This is a genomic window from Paenibacillus sp. 2KB_22 (assembly GCF_052115745.1).
In the GTDB taxonomy this organism is placed as follows: Bacteria; Bacillota; Bacilli; order Paenibacillales; family Paenibacillaceae; genus Paenibacillus.
In genome coordinates, this window is sequence record NZ_JBFRHG010000002.1 from 471575 (window position 1) to 492334 (window position 20760).

General features: G+C 47.1%; 16 protein-coding genes. 2 read left to right on the forward strand and 14 right to left on the reverse strand.

Going from position 1 to position 20760, the window contains the following annotated elements; all coding sequences use genetic code 11:
* Positions 1-41: 41 nt before the first annotated feature.
* From AB4111_RS13020 to AB4111_RS13085, 14 genes are all read right to left on the reverse strand, one after another.
* On the reverse strand, positions 42-605 hold the full coding sequence (locus AB4111_RS13020; protein ID WP_062835000.1) for a DUF402 domain-containing protein: 564 nt from the start codon (positions 603-605) through the stop codon (positions 42-44).
* A 276-nt stretch (positions 606-881) separates the two neighbouring features.
* Entirely contained in the window at positions 882-3560 is a 2679-nt protein-coding gene (locus AB4111_RS13025; protein ID WP_442031946.1) for a PBP1A family penicillin-binding protein, read from the reverse strand.
* A 170-nt stretch (positions 3561-3730) separates the two neighbouring features.
* Positions 3731-3973, reverse strand: a complete 243-nt coding sequence (hfq, locus tag AB4111_RS13030) for an RNA chaperone Hfq (protein ID WP_017687918.1) — start codon at positions 3971-3973, stop codon at positions 3731-3733.
* A gap of 373 nt (positions 3974-4346) precedes the next feature.
* Positions 4347-5303, reverse strand: a complete 957-nt coding sequence (gene miaA, locus AB4111_RS13035; RefSeq protein WP_442031947.1) for a tRNA (adenosine(37)-N6)-dimethylallyltransferase MiaA — start codon at positions 5301-5303, stop codon at positions 4347-4349.
* On the reverse strand, positions 5284-6069 hold the full coding sequence (locus AB4111_RS13040; protein ID WP_442031948.1) for a class I SAM-dependent methyltransferase: 786 nt from the start codon (positions 6067-6069) through the stop codon (positions 5284-5286). Before AB4111_RS13040 ends, miaA begins: the two co-directional genes overlap by 20 nt.
* A gap of 17 nt (positions 6070-6086) precedes the next feature.
* Positions 6087-8294, reverse strand: a complete 2208-nt coding sequence (gene mutL / locus AB4111_RS13045) for a DNA mismatch repair endonuclease MutL (RefSeq protein WP_442031949.1) — start codon at positions 8292-8294, stop codon at positions 6087-6089.
* Positions 8295-8315: 21 nt separating this feature from the next.
* The gene (gene mutS, locus AB4111_RS13050) at positions 8316-11120 is read right to left on the reverse strand and encodes a DNA mismatch repair protein MutS (RefSeq protein WP_442031950.1); all 2805 of its coding nucleotides are present in this window, start codon (positions 11118-11120) and stop codon (positions 8316-8318) included.
* Positions 11121-11323: 203 nt separating this feature from the next.
* Complete coding sequence (locus AB4111_RS13055; protein WP_442031951.1) at positions 11324-12574, reverse strand: putative amidoligase domain-containing protein; 1251 nt, start codon at positions 12572-12574, stop codon at positions 11324-11326.
* Positions 12575-12775: 201 nt separating this feature from the next.
* Positions 12776-13336 carry an outer spore coat protein CotE gene (locus AB4111_RS13060; RefSeq protein ID WP_339234691.1) on the reverse strand — a complete coding sequence of 187 codons (561 nt, stop codon included), beginning with the start codon at positions 13334-13336 and terminating at the stop codon, positions 12776-12778.
* Between the two features lie 75 nt (positions 13337-13411).
* Positions 13412-14389, reverse strand: coding sequence for an aromatic acid exporter family protein (locus AB4111_RS13065; RefSeq protein ID WP_124116373.1), 978 nt, complete (start codon positions 14387-14389; stop codon positions 13412-13414).
* A gap of 349 nt (positions 14390-14738) precedes the next feature.
* Positions 14739-15530, reverse strand: a complete 792-nt coding sequence (locus AB4111_RS13070) for an ABC transporter permease (RefSeq protein WP_442032763.1) — start codon at positions 15528-15530, stop codon at positions 14739-14741.
* Between the two features lie 65 nt (positions 15531-15595).
* The gene (locus AB4111_RS13075; RefSeq protein WP_442031952.1) at positions 15596-16363 is read right to left on the reverse strand and encodes an ABC transporter ATP-binding protein; all 768 of its coding nucleotides are present in this window, start codon (positions 16361-16363) and stop codon (positions 15596-15598) included.
* 28 nt (positions 16364-16391) lie between these two features.
* Positions 16392-17396: an ABC transporter substrate-binding protein gene (locus tag AB4111_RS13080; RefSeq protein ID WP_442031953.1), complete on the reverse strand. Its 1005-nt coding sequence runs from the start codon at positions 17394-17396 to the stop codon at positions 16392-16394.
* 159 nt (positions 17397-17555) lie between these two features.
* Entirely contained in the window at positions 17556-19070 is a 1515-nt protein-coding gene (locus tag AB4111_RS13085; RefSeq protein WP_442031954.1) for a carboxypeptidase M32, read from the reverse strand.
* 349 nt (positions 19071-19419) lie between these two features.
* Between AB4111_RS13085 and AB4111_RS13090 the strand changes: the two genes are divergently transcribed.
* Both AB4111_RS13090 and AB4111_RS13095 read left to right on the forward strand, forming a co-directional pair.
* Positions 19420-19995 carry a beta-class carbonic anhydrase gene (locus AB4111_RS13090; RefSeq protein WP_253437994.1) on the forward strand — a complete coding sequence of 192 codons (576 nt, stop codon included), beginning with the start codon at positions 19420-19422 and terminating at the stop codon, positions 19993-19995.
* 172 nt (positions 19996-20167) lie between these two features.
* Positions 20168-20734 (forward strand): PadR family transcriptional regulator, encoded by a 567-nt coding sequence (locus tag AB4111_RS13095; RefSeq protein ID WP_253437997.1) that lies wholly within the window; start codon positions 20168-20170, stop codon positions 20732-20734.
* Positions 20735-20760 lie beyond the last annotated feature (26 nt).

Genomic DNA, 20760 nt, shown 5'->3' on the forward strand with positions numbered 1-20760 from the left:
TTAGAAGGATCATGAAGAATTCTACGGCTAGGGTACATGTTTCAAATTTGGATGTTTTTTCGAAACTCTCCGTTCTCAAACAAACTTTGCCTGTGCTTCAGCGATAACTGAAAGTATGGGAATACATGTGCATCAATGGCATGCAGCAGTTCCTTTGCCGTCTTGTTAGCCAAGTCATAATCACCTGTCGTAATATGCTTCCGTGACAATGCATCTTCAAGCTCATCTTCATCGAGCAAAAATACTTCTCCATCTTTCAGCACAACGACATCCAGATACAGGTCATCAAACCAAGGAACCCCCTGATCGGTTATACCTTGACTACGGCATGTATCAATATACCATTCCACAATCCGTTCCTGATCGTCAAACATCGCTGTAACCACGAAATGCTCTCCCTTCGGGTAGTATTGCAGCCAGGAATACCCTTTATCTGCGATACAGAAGGTACTGCCTCCATATGTTTTCCACAGAGGTTCTTTCAAATCCTGTATGGTGTACAACGTAATATAACCTGTAAAAATTTTGGATTGAACGAACCGGCATGTGAATTGTCGGTTCGTAATCCGGCGCCAGTTCGCGCGGTCCCCGAATTTCCGTTTCATACGAACCCCTCTTTGCCGACTACAGGTCCGTGACCTGCTCTGATGTTATTGGTGAACAAGGTAATACCGTCCGTATGATGAATTCCAGCGCTCTGGGCCCATCTTACACAACGTATTACGAATAGTTACAGCTTACCATATTTAAGGTATACACTCAAAATCAAGCTTTGTCCCACCTATTCATCAAATCACCTTCTTTTTTGATAACAAAAAAACTGCTTCACCGAAATTCCGGGAAGCAGTTTAATGAATGCAGCTATTTAGTTATTCATTGGCTTAGCCGCCGGTTCCAGCTTGAGAATCTGCAGGTGCATCTGTTCCTCCAGTATCACCACTCGTTCCGCTGTCCGGAGTTACAACCTCGCCCGGCGTCGTTACGGCCCCATCATTGGAACCTTCACCGGTACCGCCTGGCTCTGTTGTCCCCTGACCAGGTGGGGTCGTGTTTCCTCCCCCAGGTTGACCGTTTCCTTGGCCGGCTCCACCGTTATTACCATTGTTGCCGTTATTACCATTACCATTTCCATTGTTGCCATTTCCGTTGTTGCCATTTTCATTCCCGTTACCATTATTACCGTTCGAGTTGCCATTATCCGGTGAACCATTGTCCGGATTCTCCGTACCCGGCTGCTCAGGATCTATCTCTGTTCCAGGGTCTATACCAGGATCAGGTTCCTCCGGTGGCATTTCCTGCGCTTCAATCATCAGGGAAATGGTGTTTGAAGGATCTGTCTCCAGTCCTGATGCCGAGTCGTAGGCTGTCACATAGTACTCATAGGTCAGGCCAGGCAACGCGCTTAAATCTTGCGCACTGGTCGATCCTACTGAATCAATGAGATGCGTGAACTGGGCTTCGGAAGTTTCTTTACGATACACCCGATATTGCGTGCTCGCGTCACCTGTTCCAGTCCAACTCAGTGAGACGGTTTGAGCATTTGGATCGTATGCTCCACTCAGGCCACTAACGGACAGAGTCGGTTGTTCTGGTTCTTCTACTGGCGGAGGTGCTTGCCCTCCAGCCGGTGCTTTGAATTGCTTCACTGGAACGCCTTTTAACGCATCTCCCATGACTTTAGCGAAGAAAGCTGCGGACAGCTTACTGCTGTTCTTAAGCATATGATTGGCATCTGGATTGTCATAGCCCATCCAGACTGCGGCAGTCCATTCCGGTGTGTATCCAACGAACCATACATCACGGTTGGCACTGTTGCCAGAGATACCACTTTGAACAGTTCCTGTTTTACCCGCTACCGGACGATCCAGACGAGCCGAACGTCCCGTACCATCATTAACAACATTCTGCAGCATCTGTGTAAGCTGATACGCATTTTGCTCGCTCATGACACGCGTTGTGTCCGAGTTATCGTGTTTATATGTGGTTTTGCCTGCGCTATCCTTTATTTCCTTAATCGAATAGGCTTGTCGGTATTCTCCGAGGTTGGCAAATGCACTATAGGCTTGCGCCATTTCGAGTGTATTTGTACCTTTACTCAGACCACCGAGGGCAATCGCCAAGTTTTTGTCTTCATCTGTCAGCTGTATACCTACACTCTTGGCAAAATTAATACCTGTGTTAACGCCTATTTTATCAAGTAACCAAACCGCAGGAATATTTTCCGACTTTGTAATGGCATCTGTCATACTGATCGTCGAAGAATATCCATGCAAGTTACCCGGACAGTAGTTACCAAAACATTGCTTCGCATTACTCAGCGATGAGTTGGCACTGTAGTTTCCTGTTTCAAGAGCCGGTGCATAAGACACAATTGGTTTAAAAGCAGAACCCGGTTGTCTTCGACTCTGCGTTACACGACTATAACCCTTGGTCTGATAATCACGTCCACCCAGGAGGGCAACGAGACTGCCATTCTCGTGGTTCATGATTACCATGGAACCTTGAACCTGTTGATCGTCTTTGCTTGCCTCGAACAGACTATCATCTGTGAAGGCAGTTTCCATGGCTGTTTGAGCCTGAGCATCCATGGTTGTATAGATTTTGTATCCGCCGATATTCAGATCATCTTCCGTTTTACCTGTTACTCGTTCAGCTTCACGGAGTACATAATCAATAAAGGCTTGATACTTCATGTCTTTCTCTGGTCGCTTGTAGTTATAGTTAATCTCTTTTGCTTCATCCATCTCCGCCTTGGTGATGTAGCCTTGTTCATACATCAGCTGCAATACCACACCACGTCGTGCTTTGGAGTCGTTTGGATTGCTTACCGGGTTATAAGCAGAAGGCCCTTTCGGCATAGCTGCCAATGTAGCAATTTGCCACAACTTCAACTTCTTGAGATCGGTAACTCCAAAATAAAATTCAGATGCCGCTTTAATCCCGTAACGCTGATGACCGAAGAAAATCCGGTTCAGATACATCGTCAGGATTTCGTCTTTTGTGTACTTGCGCTCCAATGCCATGGCAATCGATACTTCCGTTGCTTTACGGAAGAACGTTTTGTCACGAGACAAGAACATGTTCTTGGCAAGCTGCTGGGTTAGTGTACTACCACCTTCCACCATGGAACGAGCCATGACGTCCTTAACCGCCGCACGCCCGATGGACCAGATATCCACGCCCTGATGATCGTAGAATCGCTTATCCTCTGTTGCAACAAAGGCTTGCTTCACCAGCTCAGGAATATCATCTTCTTTGACGGGTTCCAGCTTCTGAATGGATAGCTCCCCCATTAATTGGCCATTGCGATCATATACTTTTGAAGTTTCATTAATTGTAGTTTTGTCCTTGTTGGCTTTGAGCAGATTTTCACCACTCACCATAATAAATAAATATCCGCCTAGTGCACAGAATATGGCGATTGCCATTGTGAAAAACAGTGTCCATCCAACGCGTTTACCCGTAATTTTTTTCTTTTTAGAGGTCTTTGGCTTCGCTTTTTTGGGTGACTTGTTATTGTTGTTGCGATTGTTAGACCTCGACAACGGATCGTTTGGCATGTTACCTCCTGACTCCCTTTCAGTTGCATAATTTCTATTCGTCTGTTGGCTCAAGCATATATTAAACATATTTTGCCCGGAATGAAAAGAACAACCCTTTATTCAGGTTGCTCTGTTTCAATACCTATACTTGTAGACGAAATGGTTGGTGAAAAGGTTTCGTAATTTTTTTAAGCTTCGCCGCTATTATCTTGCTGCATCAGCGATACGCTGCGTTGCGGCGTGAACGTGGAGATGGCATGCTTGTAGACCATTTGCTGGCGTCCGTCGCTGTCAATGACGATCGTAAAATTGTCAAATGCCTTGATCGTCCCGCGGATTTGGAAGCCGTTGGTCAGATAGACCGTAGCAGGAATATTTTCTTTCCGCAGTTGGTTCAAGAACGTATCTTGGATGTTGATGGACTTGTTCATTAGCCGTACCCCCATTGGTTCATTTGAATTCGTGTTCAAGTAATATTCAATATCGCTGAGTAGCTTTCGTGCTATTATATCATGAACAGTTTCATATAATCCACAAAAACCCCTTGTCTGCTATTTTACACCCATTCTTGACGAGGTGAACAAATAGAAGACTTATCCATTATACACCGCTGGCCAGTTTTGCAAAAGAGGGACAAATTCTTCATTTTAAAGCTCATTTATTCATTGTTTGGCGAACCCTTAATCTCTTCCACCTATTCTAGTGATAAATAAAAACCTCTATCCTTTTGATAACTAAAAGGTAGAGGTTTACATATCTTGATCTAATCGAAGCCTGTCTGAAGAATACTAATAATCGCTCAAATCAATCAAATTTCTGTGTAATCAATTCACTTATTTGCTTGTATTTCCCTTCAAAATCCTGGGTATCCGTCATGTCCACCCATTCAATATCCTTCATATGGCGGAACCAAGAAAGCTGTCTCTTGGCAAACCGACGCGTATCCCTCTTCAACCACTCAACGGCAGCTTCCCAGCTCACTTCCCCTTGCAAGTACGCTGCAATTTCCTTATATCCCAGCCCTTGCATGGAAATATGACCTCTGGCCACTCCCCGTTCCAATAAGGATTTCACCTCATCTACCAGACCTTGTTCGATCATCAGATCAATCCGTTCTTCTACCCGGGCATACAACTTCTGCCGATCCATTGTCAAACCAACAATAAGAAGGTCATAAGGTGACTCTTTCTTCTGTACTGCCAGCTGATCAGACCATTTCTCGCCTGTGAGGTGATGGATCTCGAGTGCACGCACAATTCGCCTTTGGTCATTCGGATGCAGACGATCCGCACTAACCGGATCAACTTCCCTCAATCGATCATGAAGGGCCTGTGCGCCATGTTGCTCCGCATAGCTGAATTGTTGCTCCCTGAACGCTTCATCCGAACCACTATCGGAAAATTGGAAGCCGTAACATACCGATTCCACATACAGACCGGTGCCACCTACAATAAAAGGCATTTTACCACGTTCATGGATTTCACTAATCAATCGGGTGCAACTCTCCTGAAACTCGGCCACAGAATATGGGTACTCCGGTTCATGAATATCAATGAGATGATGAGGTACACCCTTCATTTCTTCTGAGGTAATCTTGGCTGTTCCGATATCCATTTCACGATATACCTGCATCGAATCCCCTGAGATAATCTCACAATTGAAAGCTTGGGCAAGCTCGATGCTCATTCTTGTTTTGCCTACTGCGGTTGGTCCAACCAGCACAAGCAGTTTAGGTTTTGGTTTAACTTCCACGTTCAACATTAATCACTCCGTACAGGGTTTTTGCATTCGCCCGATCAAGTATTTCAAAACCGAGCCTGTCAAACTCCGCGCTGCCGCGCTTTTCTTTCATCACTACCCTTTTACGGGCGACCCGTCTAGCTTCCATAATGCTCTGTTCATCCAGTGCGTGAGCATTTGCATAATCTCGCAAGGGCTGTATTGCACTTGAATCCATCATCGGTTCACGGAACATGGGGTCAAAATATACAGTGTCACAACTTCGATCTGGCATGGAACGTAGCAAATCAAGATGATCCACATGCCGCAGATCTATGCGCCGAAAAGCCTCATCCACCAAGGGTTGATTGCTCTTATAATGGGACATGCCCTCCAGCAACAGCGTATAGAGTGGTTGAGAACTTTCACAGGCGATGACCCGTCCAGTCAACCCGGCCGCAACCGAAAATACCAGCGCATCTGAACCAAGTCCAGCGGTACAATCAACAATGGTGTCCCCTTCAAGTACCGAACCGGCTTCTAGCATGGGATCAGCTTCCCCTCTTAGGACACGTTTAGCGCGAACAAATCCCATACTGGGGTGAAACTCAAGCTCCGTTGCATCTTTGCGAAACAGACGGGCTCTGCCATTGAGTACCACTAGTATTTCATTGATACCATAATGTTCAATCAGTCTGGGTAAAGACGTTCTATTGCGCGGTACATAGGTACCTCCTGTCGTTTCGGCGAGCTTACGCGCACGCTCCACCTGAGAGGCAATCTCCTTGTCACCGGTTGTAATGTACATAATGTCCCCCTAAATAACTACATCACTCGTTTAAATAATTTTTCCAGATCATACGTTGAAAATGAAACCACAATCGGGCGCCCATGTGGACAGGTGTAGGGCTGACGACATGAACCCAGACGCTGAATCAGCACTTCTGCTTCCTGATCCGTCAGCTTCTGGTTCGCTTTGATGGACGCCTTGCAGGAACACATGATGGATGCAGCTTCTCGCATCTTTGCTACATCTATGCTGCGTTCGCTTAGAACCCATTCGGACATCTCTTCGATAATGTCTTTCTCGTCCCCTTTGGGGAACCAGAATGGATGGGAACGAACACGGAACGTCTGTCCACCAAAATGCTCCAAATATACTCCAGCCTGCTCGAACCAGGCCAGCCTTGTTTTCAGCTTTTCCGTCTCCGAAGGTGTGAATTCCAAGGTAATCGGCAGCAGTAACTCTTGTGAGGCCTGAGCAGGATTACCGAATTTCTCGTAATAGTATTCATAATTCACACGTTCATGAGCGGCATGCTGGTCAATCAAATATAAACCTTGGTCATTTTGCGCGATTAAATACGTACCATGATGCTGTCCAATCAGACTCAGTTCCGGAAATGCAGGCATGGATGCATCCGATTTAATGGCAGCAGCAATTTTAGTGGCATCAGGCAGACCTGAAGTTTTCCACGGCCGTTCATTTCTCGCATTCGAAGACGGACTGTATGGTGAACGTGCTTCCCTAACCGGTGAAGTTACGGAATCGGACCTGTAGGTAGTCGTGTTGCCTTGAGCCAGCGGTTTCTCTGTTGCTACACGATCTTGAGAAGAAAGGTCAGGCTTTGGAGAAGCTTCGGAAGAACTTGTACTTACATTTCTAGTACCTTCCTGCATGTTAGCGGTTGTCTGCCCCCCATCATGACTTGTCCCCTTCTGCAAAATATCCCCATTCCAACTTTCTAACTGCTCAGGGGGGTGTGTAACCTCAGGTGGAGCTTCGGGCAGCGGCACTGTCTGTCCCTGTTCAGATACTGGCTGTACTACGGACACATCCGCCGGAGCATCCAAATCCAGGTCATCATCTTCCGTAGTCAACTTTAACAATGCATTAGAAGGTTTCCCGAGTGGACCTTGTTGCCCATACCCTTCTGCATCAGACTGGTCTTTCAGCGGACCACGTGGAAAGAGAAATTGTTCCTGAATAAAGGAACTATCATCTCCGCGTCGGATCTGCTGTTTTTTGACCTGAGGAATCAATACCTCCTGCCGGAGGATCCCCCTCAACGTCGTCTCCACAAATTCATACAGTTCTGGTTCCTTGCTGAAGCGAACCTCCAGCTTGGCTGGATGCACGTTCACATCCACAAGAGAAGGATGCATCTCCAACTGCACCACGACAAGCGGGAAGCGATTGATGGGCAGCAAGGTATGGTAGGCTTTGAGAATAGCCTGATTGAGACCGTAATTGCGAACAAATCGCCCATTAACGATCGTTGACATACCACCACGATTCGCTCGTGTCCATTCTGGCAGACTGATCAGCCCGCTCACCCGGTAATCTAGGCTTTCTCCCTGGATGGGAAGCATCGCTTTGGCAGCACTTGTCCCATAGATCGCAGCAACCACTTGCAGCAGATCGCCGTTGCCCAACGTCTGTAGCAAAACATTCTCATTATGGCGCAATCTAAACGAAATGTTTGGATGCGACATCGCCATCCGGTAAAGTACATCTGATATATGTCCCAGTTCCGTCTGGATCGTTTTCATATATTTGAGTCTGGCTGGTGTATTGTAAAATAGTTCTTTCACTGCAAAATCTGTACCTTGGGGTGAGGTTGCATCTTCATGAGAGACAAGGTTTCCGCCTTCAATTACAATGCGGCGCCCCCGCCCGTCATTGTCACTTGCCGACAACACCTCTACCTTGGAGACTGCGGCAATACTCGCCAGGGCTTCCCCGCGAAATCCAAGACTTGTGATCTGGAACAGATCTCGGCCATGGGCTATTTTGCTGGTCGCATGACGATAAAAGGCAGTTTCCATATCCTCTGGCTCGATACCTGACCCATTGTCTTTGACACGAATACTGAGGAGTCCGCCCTCTTCCACTGTCACCTCAATCTTGGTGGCTCCTGCATCCACCGAGTTTTCAAGCAACTCCTTGACGACTGAAGCAGGCCGTTCAACCACTTCACCAGCCGCAATCTGGTTGGCAATATGTTCATCTAGCACATGTATTTTCGCCACAGGTTTTCCCCTCCCTTATATTCAGGATAATTGCTGTGCCTTCAATTTGAGATCATTCAATATCTGCATCGCCTGAAGAGGCGTCATATTCATGACATCAATATCTTTCATCGTACGGATGAATTCTCGCGCTGGCTTATCTTCCACCACAACTACATCCTGTTTCGTTGCCACGTTCGGCTCATCATCCCCAAAGATAGACAGTTGAACCACATCCGAATGGCTTGCGCTGGACTGTGCTTTGCTGTTTGATTTCTTGGCATGTTGCTTCCCGGCTAAATCTTCAATAGAGGGTGTGTGCTCTGCACTCTCCGCAATCTCGCGTTCCCGGATCAATGGTACTGAATCCGTGTGTTGGAGCTCTCCACCTTCTAATTTCAAGCCTGCTTCCTGCTTCTCGTTTCCGATGTATTCACTACCCACCGCTACTTGCGCAGCCGCATGTTCGAACCCATGTAACAATCCATTCGCCCGCTCAATAATGCTATCAGGTAGACCTGCAAGGCGTGCACAATAGATACCATAACTGCTGCTGGCTGCTCCGGCAATCAATTTGCGCAGGAAATTAACCTTGTCACCGCTCTCCTGTACCGCCATCGAGTAGTTAGCCAGCTTGTCCAGACTCTCCTCCAGATGAGCAAGTTCATGGAAATGAGTTGATACAAGGGCTTTACAGCCGATAATATCATGTACATATTCAATAACAGACTGAGCAATCGCCATACCTTCGCTGGTCGATGTCCCACGTCCCAATTCATCGATAATAATCAGACTGCGTGGTGTGGCTTTGTCCGTCATGACCTGAATGTCGGCCATCTCCACCATGAATGTGCTTTGTCCGCCAATGAGATCATCGGCGGCACCGATCCGTGTGAAAATGCGATCCATGATCGGCACTTCCGCCTGACCCGCAGGTACAAAGCAACCTACTTGCGCCAAAATGGAGATTAAAGCGACCTGTCGCATATACGTACTCTTACCAGCCATATTTGGTCCAGTAATCAGCAGAATACGTGCCTCTTCCTTGGTCATTGCCGTGTGATTGGCAATAAATGCGCCATCTCGCATGACCGCCTCAACGACCGGATGGCGTCCTTCTTCCACAACCAGATCATACCCGTCGGTCAACGTGGGCCGTACAAAGTTGCGCTCAGCACTGATCACCGCAAAAGATTGATACACATCAATTTCGGCCACCTGTTCGGCCAGCTTTTGCAATCTTGCAATCTCACTGTTCAGCCGCTCGCGCAGCTCTGCAAACAGTCCATACTCAATATCAACCATTTTGTCCTGAGCTTCGAGAATCAGCGTCTCTTTTTCCTTCAACTCCGGTGTAATGTAACGTTCTGCATTGGCTAGTGTCTGTTTACGTTCATAACGTCCCTCTGGCAGCGCGGACAGATTGGACTTGGTGATCTCGATATAATAACCAAACACTTTGTTATATCCAATCTTCAGCGATCGAATGCCTGTCGCCTCACGCTCTTGCGCTTCCAGCTCTGCAATCCACTGTTTCCCATTAACCGAAGCCTCACGCAATTCATCCAGACGTTCATGGTACCCTTCACGAATCAGGCCTCCGTCCCTTACGGATACAGGCGGCTCGTCCACAATGGCTTGCCCGATCGCTTCACGCAGATCATTGCAATCATCCATCGTTTCGGCAATATGTTGTAGTGTTGCGGAAGATGACCCTGCGCAATGCTGACGAAGTCCTGGAATTTTCTCCAGCGATGATTTGAGCGCATTCAGGTCACGACCATTGGCATTACCAAACGCAATCCGGCCTACCAGACGCTCCAGATCATAGATATCTTTGAGTTCTGCCCGCAAATCCTCACGCAATATAAACTGGTTATACAACGTATCCACTGCTTCAAGACGCTCATTAATTTTTCCTTTTTGCAATAATGGCTTATCGACCCAGCGGCGCAGCATTCTTGCACCCATGGACGTCTCGGTCCGATCAAGCAACCAGAGCAATGAACCTTTTTTGGAGCGTTCACGCACGGTTTCAACCAATTCCAGGTTCCGGCGGGTAAACGGGTCCAAGATCATATAATGATCCGGCTCATACGTTGAAATTTGGGTTAATTGTCCCAGAGAACGTTTCTGTGTCTCACTCAGATAGGAGAAAAGACGTGCAATGCACGCTTGACGTTCAGGCTCTAATCTTGCCCATACAGCCTCACCAAACTGCTGACGGACCAGATCTTCCTTATTCTTTGTCCACGCCGTGTAGACCACAGGGCGACCGATTGGAGATGCCTCGGCTTCTACCGTTTCGAGCAGCGCTGCATCCCCCACCAGCTCCGATGGTTCATAGATGCCGATTTCATCCTTAAGCCATTCCTTGGAATAGGGTACAGATGTCACATACAACTCACCCGTTGACAGATCACAGGCCGCGAGCGCGAGCGTATTTTGATTACCTGTAAGACACACCATGTAGTTGTTGGACTTGTCCCCTAGTGTTTTGCCTTCCATTACCGTTCCGGGTGTAACCACACGAACAATTTCACGTCGTACCATGCCTTTGGTTACACTCGCATCTTCCATCTGTTCACATATCGCAACTTTATATCCTTTTTCAATCAGACGCTGTATGTAATTGTCAGCCGAATGATAAGGTACACCGCACATCGGAATTTTGTCATCCGTGCCTCCGTTACGTGCAGTCAGTGTGATCTCAAGTTCACGAGCAGCATTAATCGCATCCTCAAAGAACATTTCATAGAAGTCACCCAGTCTAAAAAATAGAAATGCATCTTGCGCTTCGGCCTTCACTTGCAAATATTGTTGAATCATTGGCGTATACTGAGCCATGATGAATATCCTCCATCCCATTCCTATAATGTCAGGAAGAAACGCGTCCTGGAAGGACAATAAGACGGTCAGGCACCGTGTTTGCGCCTCCGCCTTATGTTTTGGCTATTCGCCACTTCCTTCAAAGGTTGCTGCTCCATATCTTCCGTAGCTTATCATTTAAAAAGACTTGTTTCTTATTATATCAAAAAAACGTCCGTTCTTCATGAACCTGCCCGAATATTCCAGAGTTTACGGATATCTCGGCTCTCATCCCAGGTTCTTCCCAGTTTTAATTGAGTGAGTAACGGTGACGCATACCGTTCATAACGTGCATATCCATCCAACCTCTTCAGATTATCTACCAGAGCTGGAATGTATTCCTTGATCACTTCGCGCGTTCCTTCATAAAAAGCGGTATGAACCTCTGCTTTCTCCAACGGACGCTGCAGTAATTGAGTATACCCGCTCGCGATTAAACCCGCCAAGGCCACAACGCCCTTTGCAACAAGGGGTGACACAAGAAAGCTGGGTAACGTACGATACTCAAATCCACCGTAGGATTTCAGGCGAAAATCACCAAGTGCTCCATAACGTGGTCGTCTTCCCGATCCACGCGGATCCTGAAGAAATGCCAGTGGCAGTGCCAGATAATTGTCCAGTGCGCGGAGCAGTTCCCCGGTAAGGTTCACGCCGCTAAAATGAATATGACCACCAAGAGGTAACCCCCGCTGTGGCATCCCCCCTGCCTGCCAGATGAGCGAGTGATCGCTAATGCTGCGGGAAGCTGCTGCAAATGCCCTCATCAGATGAGCCAGTAGCTCTCTTGGTTCGGAGCTGGGAGCAGGTCGCAATTCGGCAACCGGGTAGATGCGCCGGCCACCAATCGTCACGGAATCACAGCCTGCCATTCCGGTACGTTCAAGAAATCTGGAGGCGGGGATAATTTTGGATTCTGGCATCTGCACCAGAAGAAACTCAGGGTCCATGCCAAGTATGGGGATAGGTCTGTGACTCTGCTCCTCATCCAGCAGTTCCTGATGCTGCTTCCAGCTTTCCCTGTAGGTAGCAGCAAGGTTCGTCACCCCTTTCCACGGACTCGGATCGATCGAAATGACTGCACAACCACCATTCCCTGAGGATTCCATTCGAACGGCTCCATGATCCAGTCCTAGCGTATACAGCGTTTTGATCGCAAGTCGTTCTATGCGCTTAAACAAGGTTGAACTCGCTTCACGCTCCAACAGAGTTTCCTGCGCTCCTCCCATGCCACTCGTATCCTTACGCTTGATCCGGATCGCCTGCAGACAACTTATCTCTACATCATAGCGTACACGCAAGCCTGGTTCACGTTTGCGCCGATCGCGCAGTGACAATACTTCAATGCCTGCCTGTTTCAACCGTTCTGTACGTTCTCCAGAGGTCATTCTTTCATATCGGCGTAATGCCTCCTCCGCGTGTTCTAACACATTCATTACGTCCCCCCTCCCCGATCATGCAACTAAAATAAAAATAACCCCGCAATGCGGAGCCTTCCCGTGAAAGGTATTCCATGCACATTGCGAGGCTCTTTAACACCCATTTATCAATATTTAAGAAGAAAGAGGGCTTACGCCCTCTTCACCGCGCCTTCTGGCGCATATGATACCTTAGGTTAACAAATACTTGAGTCAATCTCACAGCTCATCGTCGAGCAGATCGGGATCGAGATCGTCATAATCTCCATCGCCACTGCCAAATTCATAGTCCTTGTCTTCGTAATCACCGCAACCATCTGTGCAGACCTTCACACAAACTTTGGTTTCGGCAACGAGTTCTACAGCGAATTCCCGTTCTACCCGGATAATTACACTGCTTCCACCCGCCGATACTGTGGCTTCCACACAGCTAGGTTCCTGCGTTGCATCCGCAGATACCTCCACTGTGGAAGTCCGGTGTTTCGGGTCCAGATAGGACAAAGGCACATGTTCTACATACGACACCGTTTCTTTGGCTACATCCGTCTGCGAATTCTTGTCATAGGAATACCAAATGTTGATATCGTAAGTACCAATAACTTCAATTCCGTCACCCGCTGATACGGCTTCATATTGGTGGTTGATAATCCAAGCCCCCAAAATACTTGTCGGACCATTTGGCGGAGTCACGGTATGTGTTACGGTAGAGAACTTACGACCTTTGCCGCAGATCGCCTTCGTGATAATCTCTCTACATTGATGTTTATGACTCAATGACATCTTTAAACCTCCTCCATACAATCATTCACTACAAGTGTATGCAGGGCATTCGTCTAGGGTGACAACTATTTTCTATTATTCGTTTGTAGATTGGGACCGGTCCGATATTGGGGACGGTGCTTTGTCCTTCTTCGCGACTTTCAGATACAGCGCGAGTTCACGGCACAACTGGAGAATTGCGGAACGAATCTCGAATTCTTCCCTTGTATCCGGCAGTTCCATACGTTTGAATTCTTCTTGCACATTCGCAAGAAGTTTTTCAGTTCGTCCGGTGTAGGATTCAGTAAGTACATCCTGACTGAGCTGATCGAACAGCTCCGATACCATTTCCGCATGTGGCATCTTCTGATAGATCTGGGACACCAGATGCATCATGTGCTGGATGGAGTCCAGCTGCGTTTTGCGCATATAGAAGTAGACACTCCATTCCTCATTCGGATGAATCACCTGATTTTCCAGAGAACGCTTGGCAGCATCAATACCGCCCAAAATCGCTTTATCTGCTTCAATCAGTTCTCTACCCGCCCATGCTTCATTGGGATTACGCAGCGTCGCCGCGAATTCTTTGAAAATCTTCGAAAAGAGTTCATCGATTCGTTTGCGAATACGCAGCATCTGTGGATCCGCTGCCGGCATATAGGCCAGGTTAACCGCCATTGCAGAACCAAGACCAATCAGTAACAAAGCAATTTGTACGAGGACAACATTCACGTCCATCTCTCCGCCGCTGAACACCCGAAACACAACGACTGAACCTGTTACAATACCTTCCTTGAAGCCCACCCGGACAATAACCGGGAATGCAATCAATATGTATACGGCCAGTACCCAGTAATGGAATCCTAGAAAGTGAAAAAGTACACTTGCAAATAAAAGTCCGACTACTGAAGCAAAGAACCTCGCCGATATGGTACGAATACTTCGTTTTCTCGTTACATCCACCCCAAGAATGGCAAGCAATCCCGCAGATGTTGGTCCTGGCAAGCCGCACCAGTCCGCAATCAGCACGGCCATTAATGCGGCGATTGCGGTTTTAATTACCCTAAAACCCATTTAATATTCCATCTCCTCTAAGCTGCAAAAAAAATTCATAGCCAGCTGGTCGCCTCATTCATTAGTCATGACTAGTATATCTCATCCCAGTGTAAACTAGACGACATCAACCGACATGCGCATGCATGCCGGTCACAGCAACACGCCCCGAATGAGGGACGCTGGCAAGTTAGATCGTTGCGACAGAACCTCAAGGCCCTCTTCTCCAATCATCGCATTCATTCCGGATCTGCGCGGAATATTCATACTAAATATGGTACTTGATTTTACGGTATCGGGCAACGTGACACCCCTTGTGAAATTGTATACATATCATACCCAGTCAAATTACGAGAAAAACACTTCGGAATTACCTGCGGCCAGCCAGCATTTTGCGTTCTGCATAGACAACAAGTTGATACATGGCTGTTGCAACTGCCGCAATAATTAACAGACTCGATAATACAAGCGTGAAGTTAAAAACCTGGAATCCATAGATAATTAAATAACCGAGCCCTTGTTTAGCGACCAGAAACTCACCCACAATTACACCTACCCAGGCCATGCCCACGTTCACCTTCAAAGTGGATACAATCGCCGGAAAAGAAGCTGGCAAAACAACTTTCGTAAAAATCTCGGAACGTTCTCCACCAAAGGTACGAATCACTTTAATATAATTGGGATCCACTTCATTGAAGCTGTTATACACCACCAGTGTCGTAATAATGACCGTGATGGACAACGTAGTCATAACAATGGCTGTAAAACCAGCGCCAAACATAACAATAAAGATCGGGCCAAGTGCTACCTTTGGCATGCTGTTGAACACAACCATATAGGGGTCCAGCACTTTGGACAAAAAAGGAGACCACCAAATTAAAACCGCAAGCAAGGTTCCAACAAGTGTTCCCAGCAAAAAACCAACGGCCGTTTCCCCTACGGTTACCCCAACATGCACCCATAATTCGCCACTAGCGATGTCCTTGCCAATCTGAGCAAATATCTTGCTTGGATAACTGAATAACAGTACATCGATCCAACGGAGTCTGCCCGCCACTTCCCATAACAAGAACATACATACAAGCATAGATAACTGTACGGCAAGCACTTGATGTCGCCATCTGGCCACCTGCTGAATATGATTCCGATGCAGCTGTCCCATCCATTCGTCACGCTTTTCCTGCTTCGGATTCGTTTGATTCACGCGTCTTTCTCACCTCCCCCGGGCTAATCCAGTTCACTCCATAATGCCTGAAACAGCTCATTGAACCCTTCTTGCTCCCTGGCATGGAATGGCTGAGCCTTCCGAATTTCATCGGGAATGATAAATTCACGACGAATGCGCCCAGGATTGCGATCAAGTACAATCACGCGATCACTGACCGCAATGGCTTCAGACAAATCATGGGTGACGAGTACAGAGGTTTTGCCAAACTGTTTTAACGTATCCGACACCAGATCCTCCAGTTGCAGCTTGGTTTGATAATCCAGTGCCGAGAATGGTTCATCCAACAATAAAATTCCCGGATCGGTTGCCAGCGTGCGCACCAGAGCCACTCGCTGTCTCATGCCCCCTGAAAGCTCTGAAGGGTACTGATTCTCTGTTCCGGCCAAGCCCATACTTATCAGCAGTTCCCGTACACGTTCACGACTCCGTTCATCCAATCTGCCTGTCAGTTCAAGACCGATCAATGCGTTATCGAGAATGGTCCGCCATGGAAACAGATAGTCCTGTTGAAGCATATAACCAATCTGTGATGAGGGACCGCCAACGAGTTTCCCTTTAACCTTAACCTCTCCTCGGGTGGGTGTGAGCAGCCCGGCGATGATCGACAACAGTGTCGTTTTACCGCATCCGCTCGGTCCAACCAGACTGACGAACTCTCCTTTTTGGATCTCCAGACTCAAGTCCTCAATCACCAATGAAGCTTCCCGCTCACTGACGTATACTTGAGAGATCCCCTCCAGTCGGATCACACTTTCGGATTCAGGCATTCTGCTCACTTCCTTTCCTGAATACCCATTACTTTGATTTCGTGGCTTCTTCCGCATAGGCATTATCCACAATTGCATTCAAATCCACGCGTTCTTTCAACTCTCCCGCAGCACTCATGACATCCAGCAGATTGTTCCACTCTTCCTCATCAATGATCGGGTCCGTAGCATAGCTGCCCTGTTCCTTATAACGGTTTACACTGCTGACCAGAATGGCTGGATCGATGTCTTTGAAGAAAGGAGTAATGACTTCTGCAACCTCTTCAGCCGTATGTGAATCTACCCACTCTTGCGCTTTATGCAGACCATACGTAAACTTCTGCACGATATCCTTGTTGTCGTTAAGATAACTCTGTTTCGTCATGAAGACCGTGTAAGGCAGACGACCACTTTCTGTTCCAAACGATGCAACAACCTTGCCCCGACCTTCTTGTTCAAAGATCGATGCCTGGGGTTCAAACAGTTGAACATAATCTCCCGTGCCTGAGGCGAAAGCAGACGCAATGTTGGCAAAGTCCACATTCTGAATCAACTCCAGATCACTTTGCGGATCAATGCCCTGTTTGTTCAGTGCGAACTCCCCTGCCATTTGCGGCATGCCGCCTTTGCGCTGTCCGAGAAATGTGGAATCCCTCAGTTGCTCCCAATCGAAGCTACCTCCCGGGTTGCGTGCGAACAGAAACGTACCATCCGTCTGGGTGAGCTGAGCAAAGTTAATGACCGGATCTTCAGCTCCCTGCTGATAGACGTATATGGACGTCTCCGCTCCTACCAGGGCGATATCCACCGAACCTGCGAGTAATGCCGCCATCGTTTTGTCACCGCCGGCAGTTGTCTGAATCTCCACCTCAAGTCCCTGCTCCTCAAAAAAACCTTGGGCCACGGCCACATACTCCGGTGCGTAAAATACCGAACGAGTCACTTCGCCAATCGTAATCTTGGCTGCATTCTCTTCCTTATTACAGCTGGTGAGCGCCACAATGATAATCAGCAGAATAACGATGCCCCGGACGAACCATGGCGTGTATTTCATGTTGTTTCCCTCCTTCACTGGTTTCAGCAGTTTCTCTCTATTATGGATATGCCGATGCCCAGCAAAAGGTTAAGAACTTAAATGCAAAAAAGAGCCGGGCAATGATGCCCGACTCTTCCGCTCTTCAAAATGTTATTCAATATGTTATATATGCGATACCTACAGCTTGTAAATCTCGGCGTATTTGGCTTCCAGATAATCAGCAAGATAATCCGGGTTCAATTCTTCACCCGTTACAGCAACGATTAATTCGGAAGGTGTGCGACTTTTACCATACCGGTAGATCTTGTCTGTGAGCCATTCCTTAATTGGAATCAGATTACCTGCAGCAATAAGGGTATCAAACTCCGGCATTTCCTTACGCAATGTATGTAGAATTTGAGCTGCATACATATTACCCAGAGAATACGAAGCAAAGTAACCAAAGTCGCCACCGGACCAGTGAACATCCTGAAGGACGCCGTCTCCATCATTCGTTGGCATAATACCGAGGTATTCCTTGTATTTTGCATTCCAGGTCTCTGGCAGGTCCTTCACTTCTAAACCATCGTTAAATAACATTTTTTCAATCTCATATCGGATAATAATGTGCAGGTTATAGGTCAGTTCATCCGCTTCAATCCGAATGAGTGAACTCTCCACCCGGTTGATTGCACGATAGAAATCTTCCAGTTCAACCTCGCTCAGTTGCGGGAAATGCTGCTGCAGATCTTTGTAGTAGCGTGTCCAGAATGGCAGACTGCGACCAATCATGTTTTCCCAAAGACGGGACTGGGACTCATGAATCCCCATGGACGTTCCTTCGGCCAGAAGGGTACCCGCCAGACTGTCATCAATATTTTGCTCGTACAGGGCATGTCCTCCCTCATGCAGTGAACTGAAGACTGCGCTTGCTACATCATCTTGCAGATAATGTGTTGTGATCCGCACATCACCCGGGTTAAGGCCCGTTGCAAAAGGATGAACACTCTCGTCCAATCGTCCAGCTTCAAAGTCATAGCCCATTTGTTCCAAGATGAACAGACTGAACTTCTCCTGCTGTTCGGTGTCAAACAACTGATTCAGGAACTCTGTATTAGGCTTGTTGTCCGAAGCATTAATCTTCTCTTGCAAAGGTACCAAACGTGCTTTGAGCCGGGCAAAAACAGCATCCACTTTCTCAACGGTCAGATCCGGTTCGTACATATCAAGCAGCGTATCATAACGCGTATCCTTTACACCCCAATAATCAATAAACTCCTGTTTGAGCTTAACGATATCTGTCAGATATGGGGAGAACCCAGCAAAATCACTGTTATGCTTGGCATCTTCCCAAGCGGTTTCGGATTTGGCTGTGAGCACGGTATAGGCTTGGACTTTCTCTGGTGGTACGGATTGACTGCGATCATACTCTTTCTTGCAATCTTGAACCAGACGACGATCTATATCTTCGAGTTGTTCCAATACCGCTGGAGTAGTCAATGCATCCAGGTAGGTTTTCATGTCAGCCGAGGTTTGCAGCTTGAATGCTTCGGTGGACAACATACCCAGCGTCTCCGAACGAGTCGGAACGCCTTTTTTCGGCGCACCTGTGCGCAGATCCCAGTGAAGCAAACCAATGGCTTCATGATAGCTCTTGATTTTACGAGCCAGATTACGGAAAGATTCCAAATGTTCCTGTGTTTGTTTATCCATTGTTATCGTTCACCTCTTCAAAAAAAGTTTATTCACCTATTGATGATACTTTTCCTATTGAGTATAATCAACTTTTAACAGAGGCAAATCGCATTATCCTCCTCAAGATACGTGTTCCAAAAGTCTGGTTTTCATTACCGAGAAGATAGAAATGTATTTTAACTTCGATGCTGATGATGCCCTCAAGCATGATTTGTAATCAAAAGTGGACTTTTTGAACAACCTCTAAAAGGTTGGAGTAATGCCATTTGCTGACCGTGATATACTATTAACGCAAAGGCGCGTAGGACAAGCTGCATCAATTGCAAGTGGCCGTGCTCGTCGTATTGGATAACAGGAGGCAATGGACATGAATAACATTCAAGAGATTTTGGCTTACAACAAATCATTTGTCGAGACTAAAGAATACGAAAAGTATACGGCTGGCAAGTTTCCAACTAAAAAGATGGTTATCATCACTTGTATGGATACACGTCTGGTGGAAATGCTGCCCAAGGCTATGAACCTGAAAAACGGTGATGTGAAAATCATCAAAAACGCAGGTGCGATTATCTCTCAACCTTTTGGTAGTGTTATGCGTTCTGTATTGGTTGCTATCTATGAATTGGGCGCTGATGAGGTGTTGGTGGTAGGTCATACAGAATGTGGTATGGCTTCCCTGCATGCTGAAACGATGATCGGTCACATGACAGAACGTGGAATTTCCGAAGAGGTCATGTCTACGCTTGAAAATTCCGGCATTCGTCTGAAAAAGTGGCTGCGCGGGTTTGACAGTGTTGAAGAAGGGGTAAAAGGAACTGTGGAAGTGATCAAGAAGCATCCATTACTTCCTCCCAATGTACCCGTTCACGGCATGGTTATCGATTCTGCCACAGGTGAGCTTAATCTTGTCGCTGAAGGGTATGGACAACAGGCATCTCTCTAAATGGTTTGGAGTGCGGACCTTATGGTTCGCACTTTTTTTGTCTAAATTAAGGCGGTTGCTCTATCTGGTTGTCAAACCATACAGTTTCAGTGTACACTTTTATGAAAGCGGTCAAAGAAAGTGAAATCAATTGTTTTCTCTGACCTAGCCCTAATATTAAGGAGACATGTGCATGAACATACTTTCCTACGGATTACTCGGGCTGCTTACCCGCGAGGAGTCATCGGGCTATGATCTAATGCTGAAAATCCAGCCGCATTGGCAGGCAAAACACAGCCAGATCTACCCACTCCTGTCCAAGATGGAAAACGATGAGTTATTGGCCTCCCGCTGGGTACAACAGTCTGACAAACCGGATAAGAAAATGTACGCGGTTACGGAAAAAGGCATTGAAAAGCTCTTGGAATGGATGATCACTCCTGTTACCGCACCGGTTACACGCGATGAATTTAATTTGCGTATTTTGTGTGTTGGCATAGCGGAAGACGGAAGCATGAGACGCATTCTGAATGAGCGTAAAAGCTGGTTTATGGAACGTATACGGTACTTCGAGGATCTGAAGTCACGTATACCTCTGGATAATCTTCGTGTAGGCAATCGAGATTTTGGAAGCTACATCCTGGTACAAAAAGGATTAATGCATGCGCAAACAGGTCTGGAATGGTGCCATTGGGTTACCCAATTGCTTGACGGTCAAGCTGCAATCCAAGACCCCAGTCCAAGCGTTTCAGAAATTTAATAAAATTTGAAACGTTCCTGTACGTT

What these genes read in the sequence shown, in the direction of transcription:
- AB4111_RS13020 (WP_062835000.1), bottom strand. Translation starts at nt 605, where the DNA reads ATGAAACGGAAATTCGGGGACCGCGCGAACTGGCGCCGGATTACGAAC.
- AB4111_RS13025 (WP_442031946.1), bottom strand. Translation starts at nt 3,560, where the DNA reads ATGCCAAACGATCCGTTGTCGAGGTCTAACAATCGCAACAACAATAAC.
- hfq (WP_017687918.1), bottom strand. Translation starts at nt 3,973, where the DNA reads ATGAACAAGTCCATCAACATCCAAGATACGTTCTTGAACCAACTGCGG.
- miaA (WP_442031947.1), bottom strand. Translation starts at nt 5,303, where the DNA reads ATGTTGAACGTGGAAGTTAAACCAAAACCTAAACTGCTTGTGCTGGTT.
- AB4111_RS13040 (WP_442031948.1), bottom strand. Translation starts at nt 6,069, where the DNA reads ATGTACATTACAACCGGTGACAAGGAGATTGCCTCTCAGGTGGAGCGT.
- mutS (WP_442031950.1), bottom strand. Translation starts at nt 11,120, where the DNA reads ATGGCTCAGTATACGCCAATGATTCAACAATATTTGCAAGTGAAGGCC.
- AB4111_RS13055 (WP_442031951.1), bottom strand. Translation starts at nt 12,574, where the DNA reads ATGAATGTGTTAGAACACGCGGAGGAGGCATTACGCCGATATGAAAGA.
- AB4111_RS13060 (WP_339234691.1), bottom strand. Translation starts at nt 13,336, where the DNA reads ATGTCATTGAGTCATAAACATCAATGTAGAGAGATTATCACGAAGGCG.
- AB4111_RS13065 (WP_124116373.1), bottom strand. Translation starts at nt 14,389, where the DNA reads ATGGGTTTTAGGGTAATTAAAACCGCAATCGCCGCATTAATGGCCGTG.
- AB4111_RS13070 (WP_442032763.1), bottom strand. Translation starts at nt 15,530, where the DNA reads ATGGGACAGCTGCATCGGAATCATATTCAGCAGGTGGCCAGATGGCGA.
- AB4111_RS13075 (WP_442031952.1), bottom strand. Translation starts at nt 16,363, where the DNA reads ATGCCTGAATCCGAAAGTGTGATCCGACTGGAGGGGATCTCTCAAGTA.
- AB4111_RS13080 (WP_442031953.1), bottom strand. Translation starts at nt 17,396, where the DNA reads ATGAAATACACGCCATGGTTCGTCCGGGGCATCGTTATTCTGCTGATT.
- AB4111_RS13085 (WP_442031954.1), bottom strand. Translation starts at nt 19,070, where the DNA reads ATGGATAAACAAACACAGGAACATTTGGAATCTTTCCGTAATCTGGCT.
- AB4111_RS13090 (WP_253437994.1), top strand. Translation starts at nt 19,420, where the DNA reads ATGAATAACATTCAAGAGATTTTGGCTTACAACAAATCATTTGTCGAG.
- AB4111_RS13095 (WP_253437997.1), top strand. Translation starts at nt 20,168, where the DNA reads ATGAACATACTTTCCTACGGATTACTCGGGCTGCTTACCCGCGAGGAG.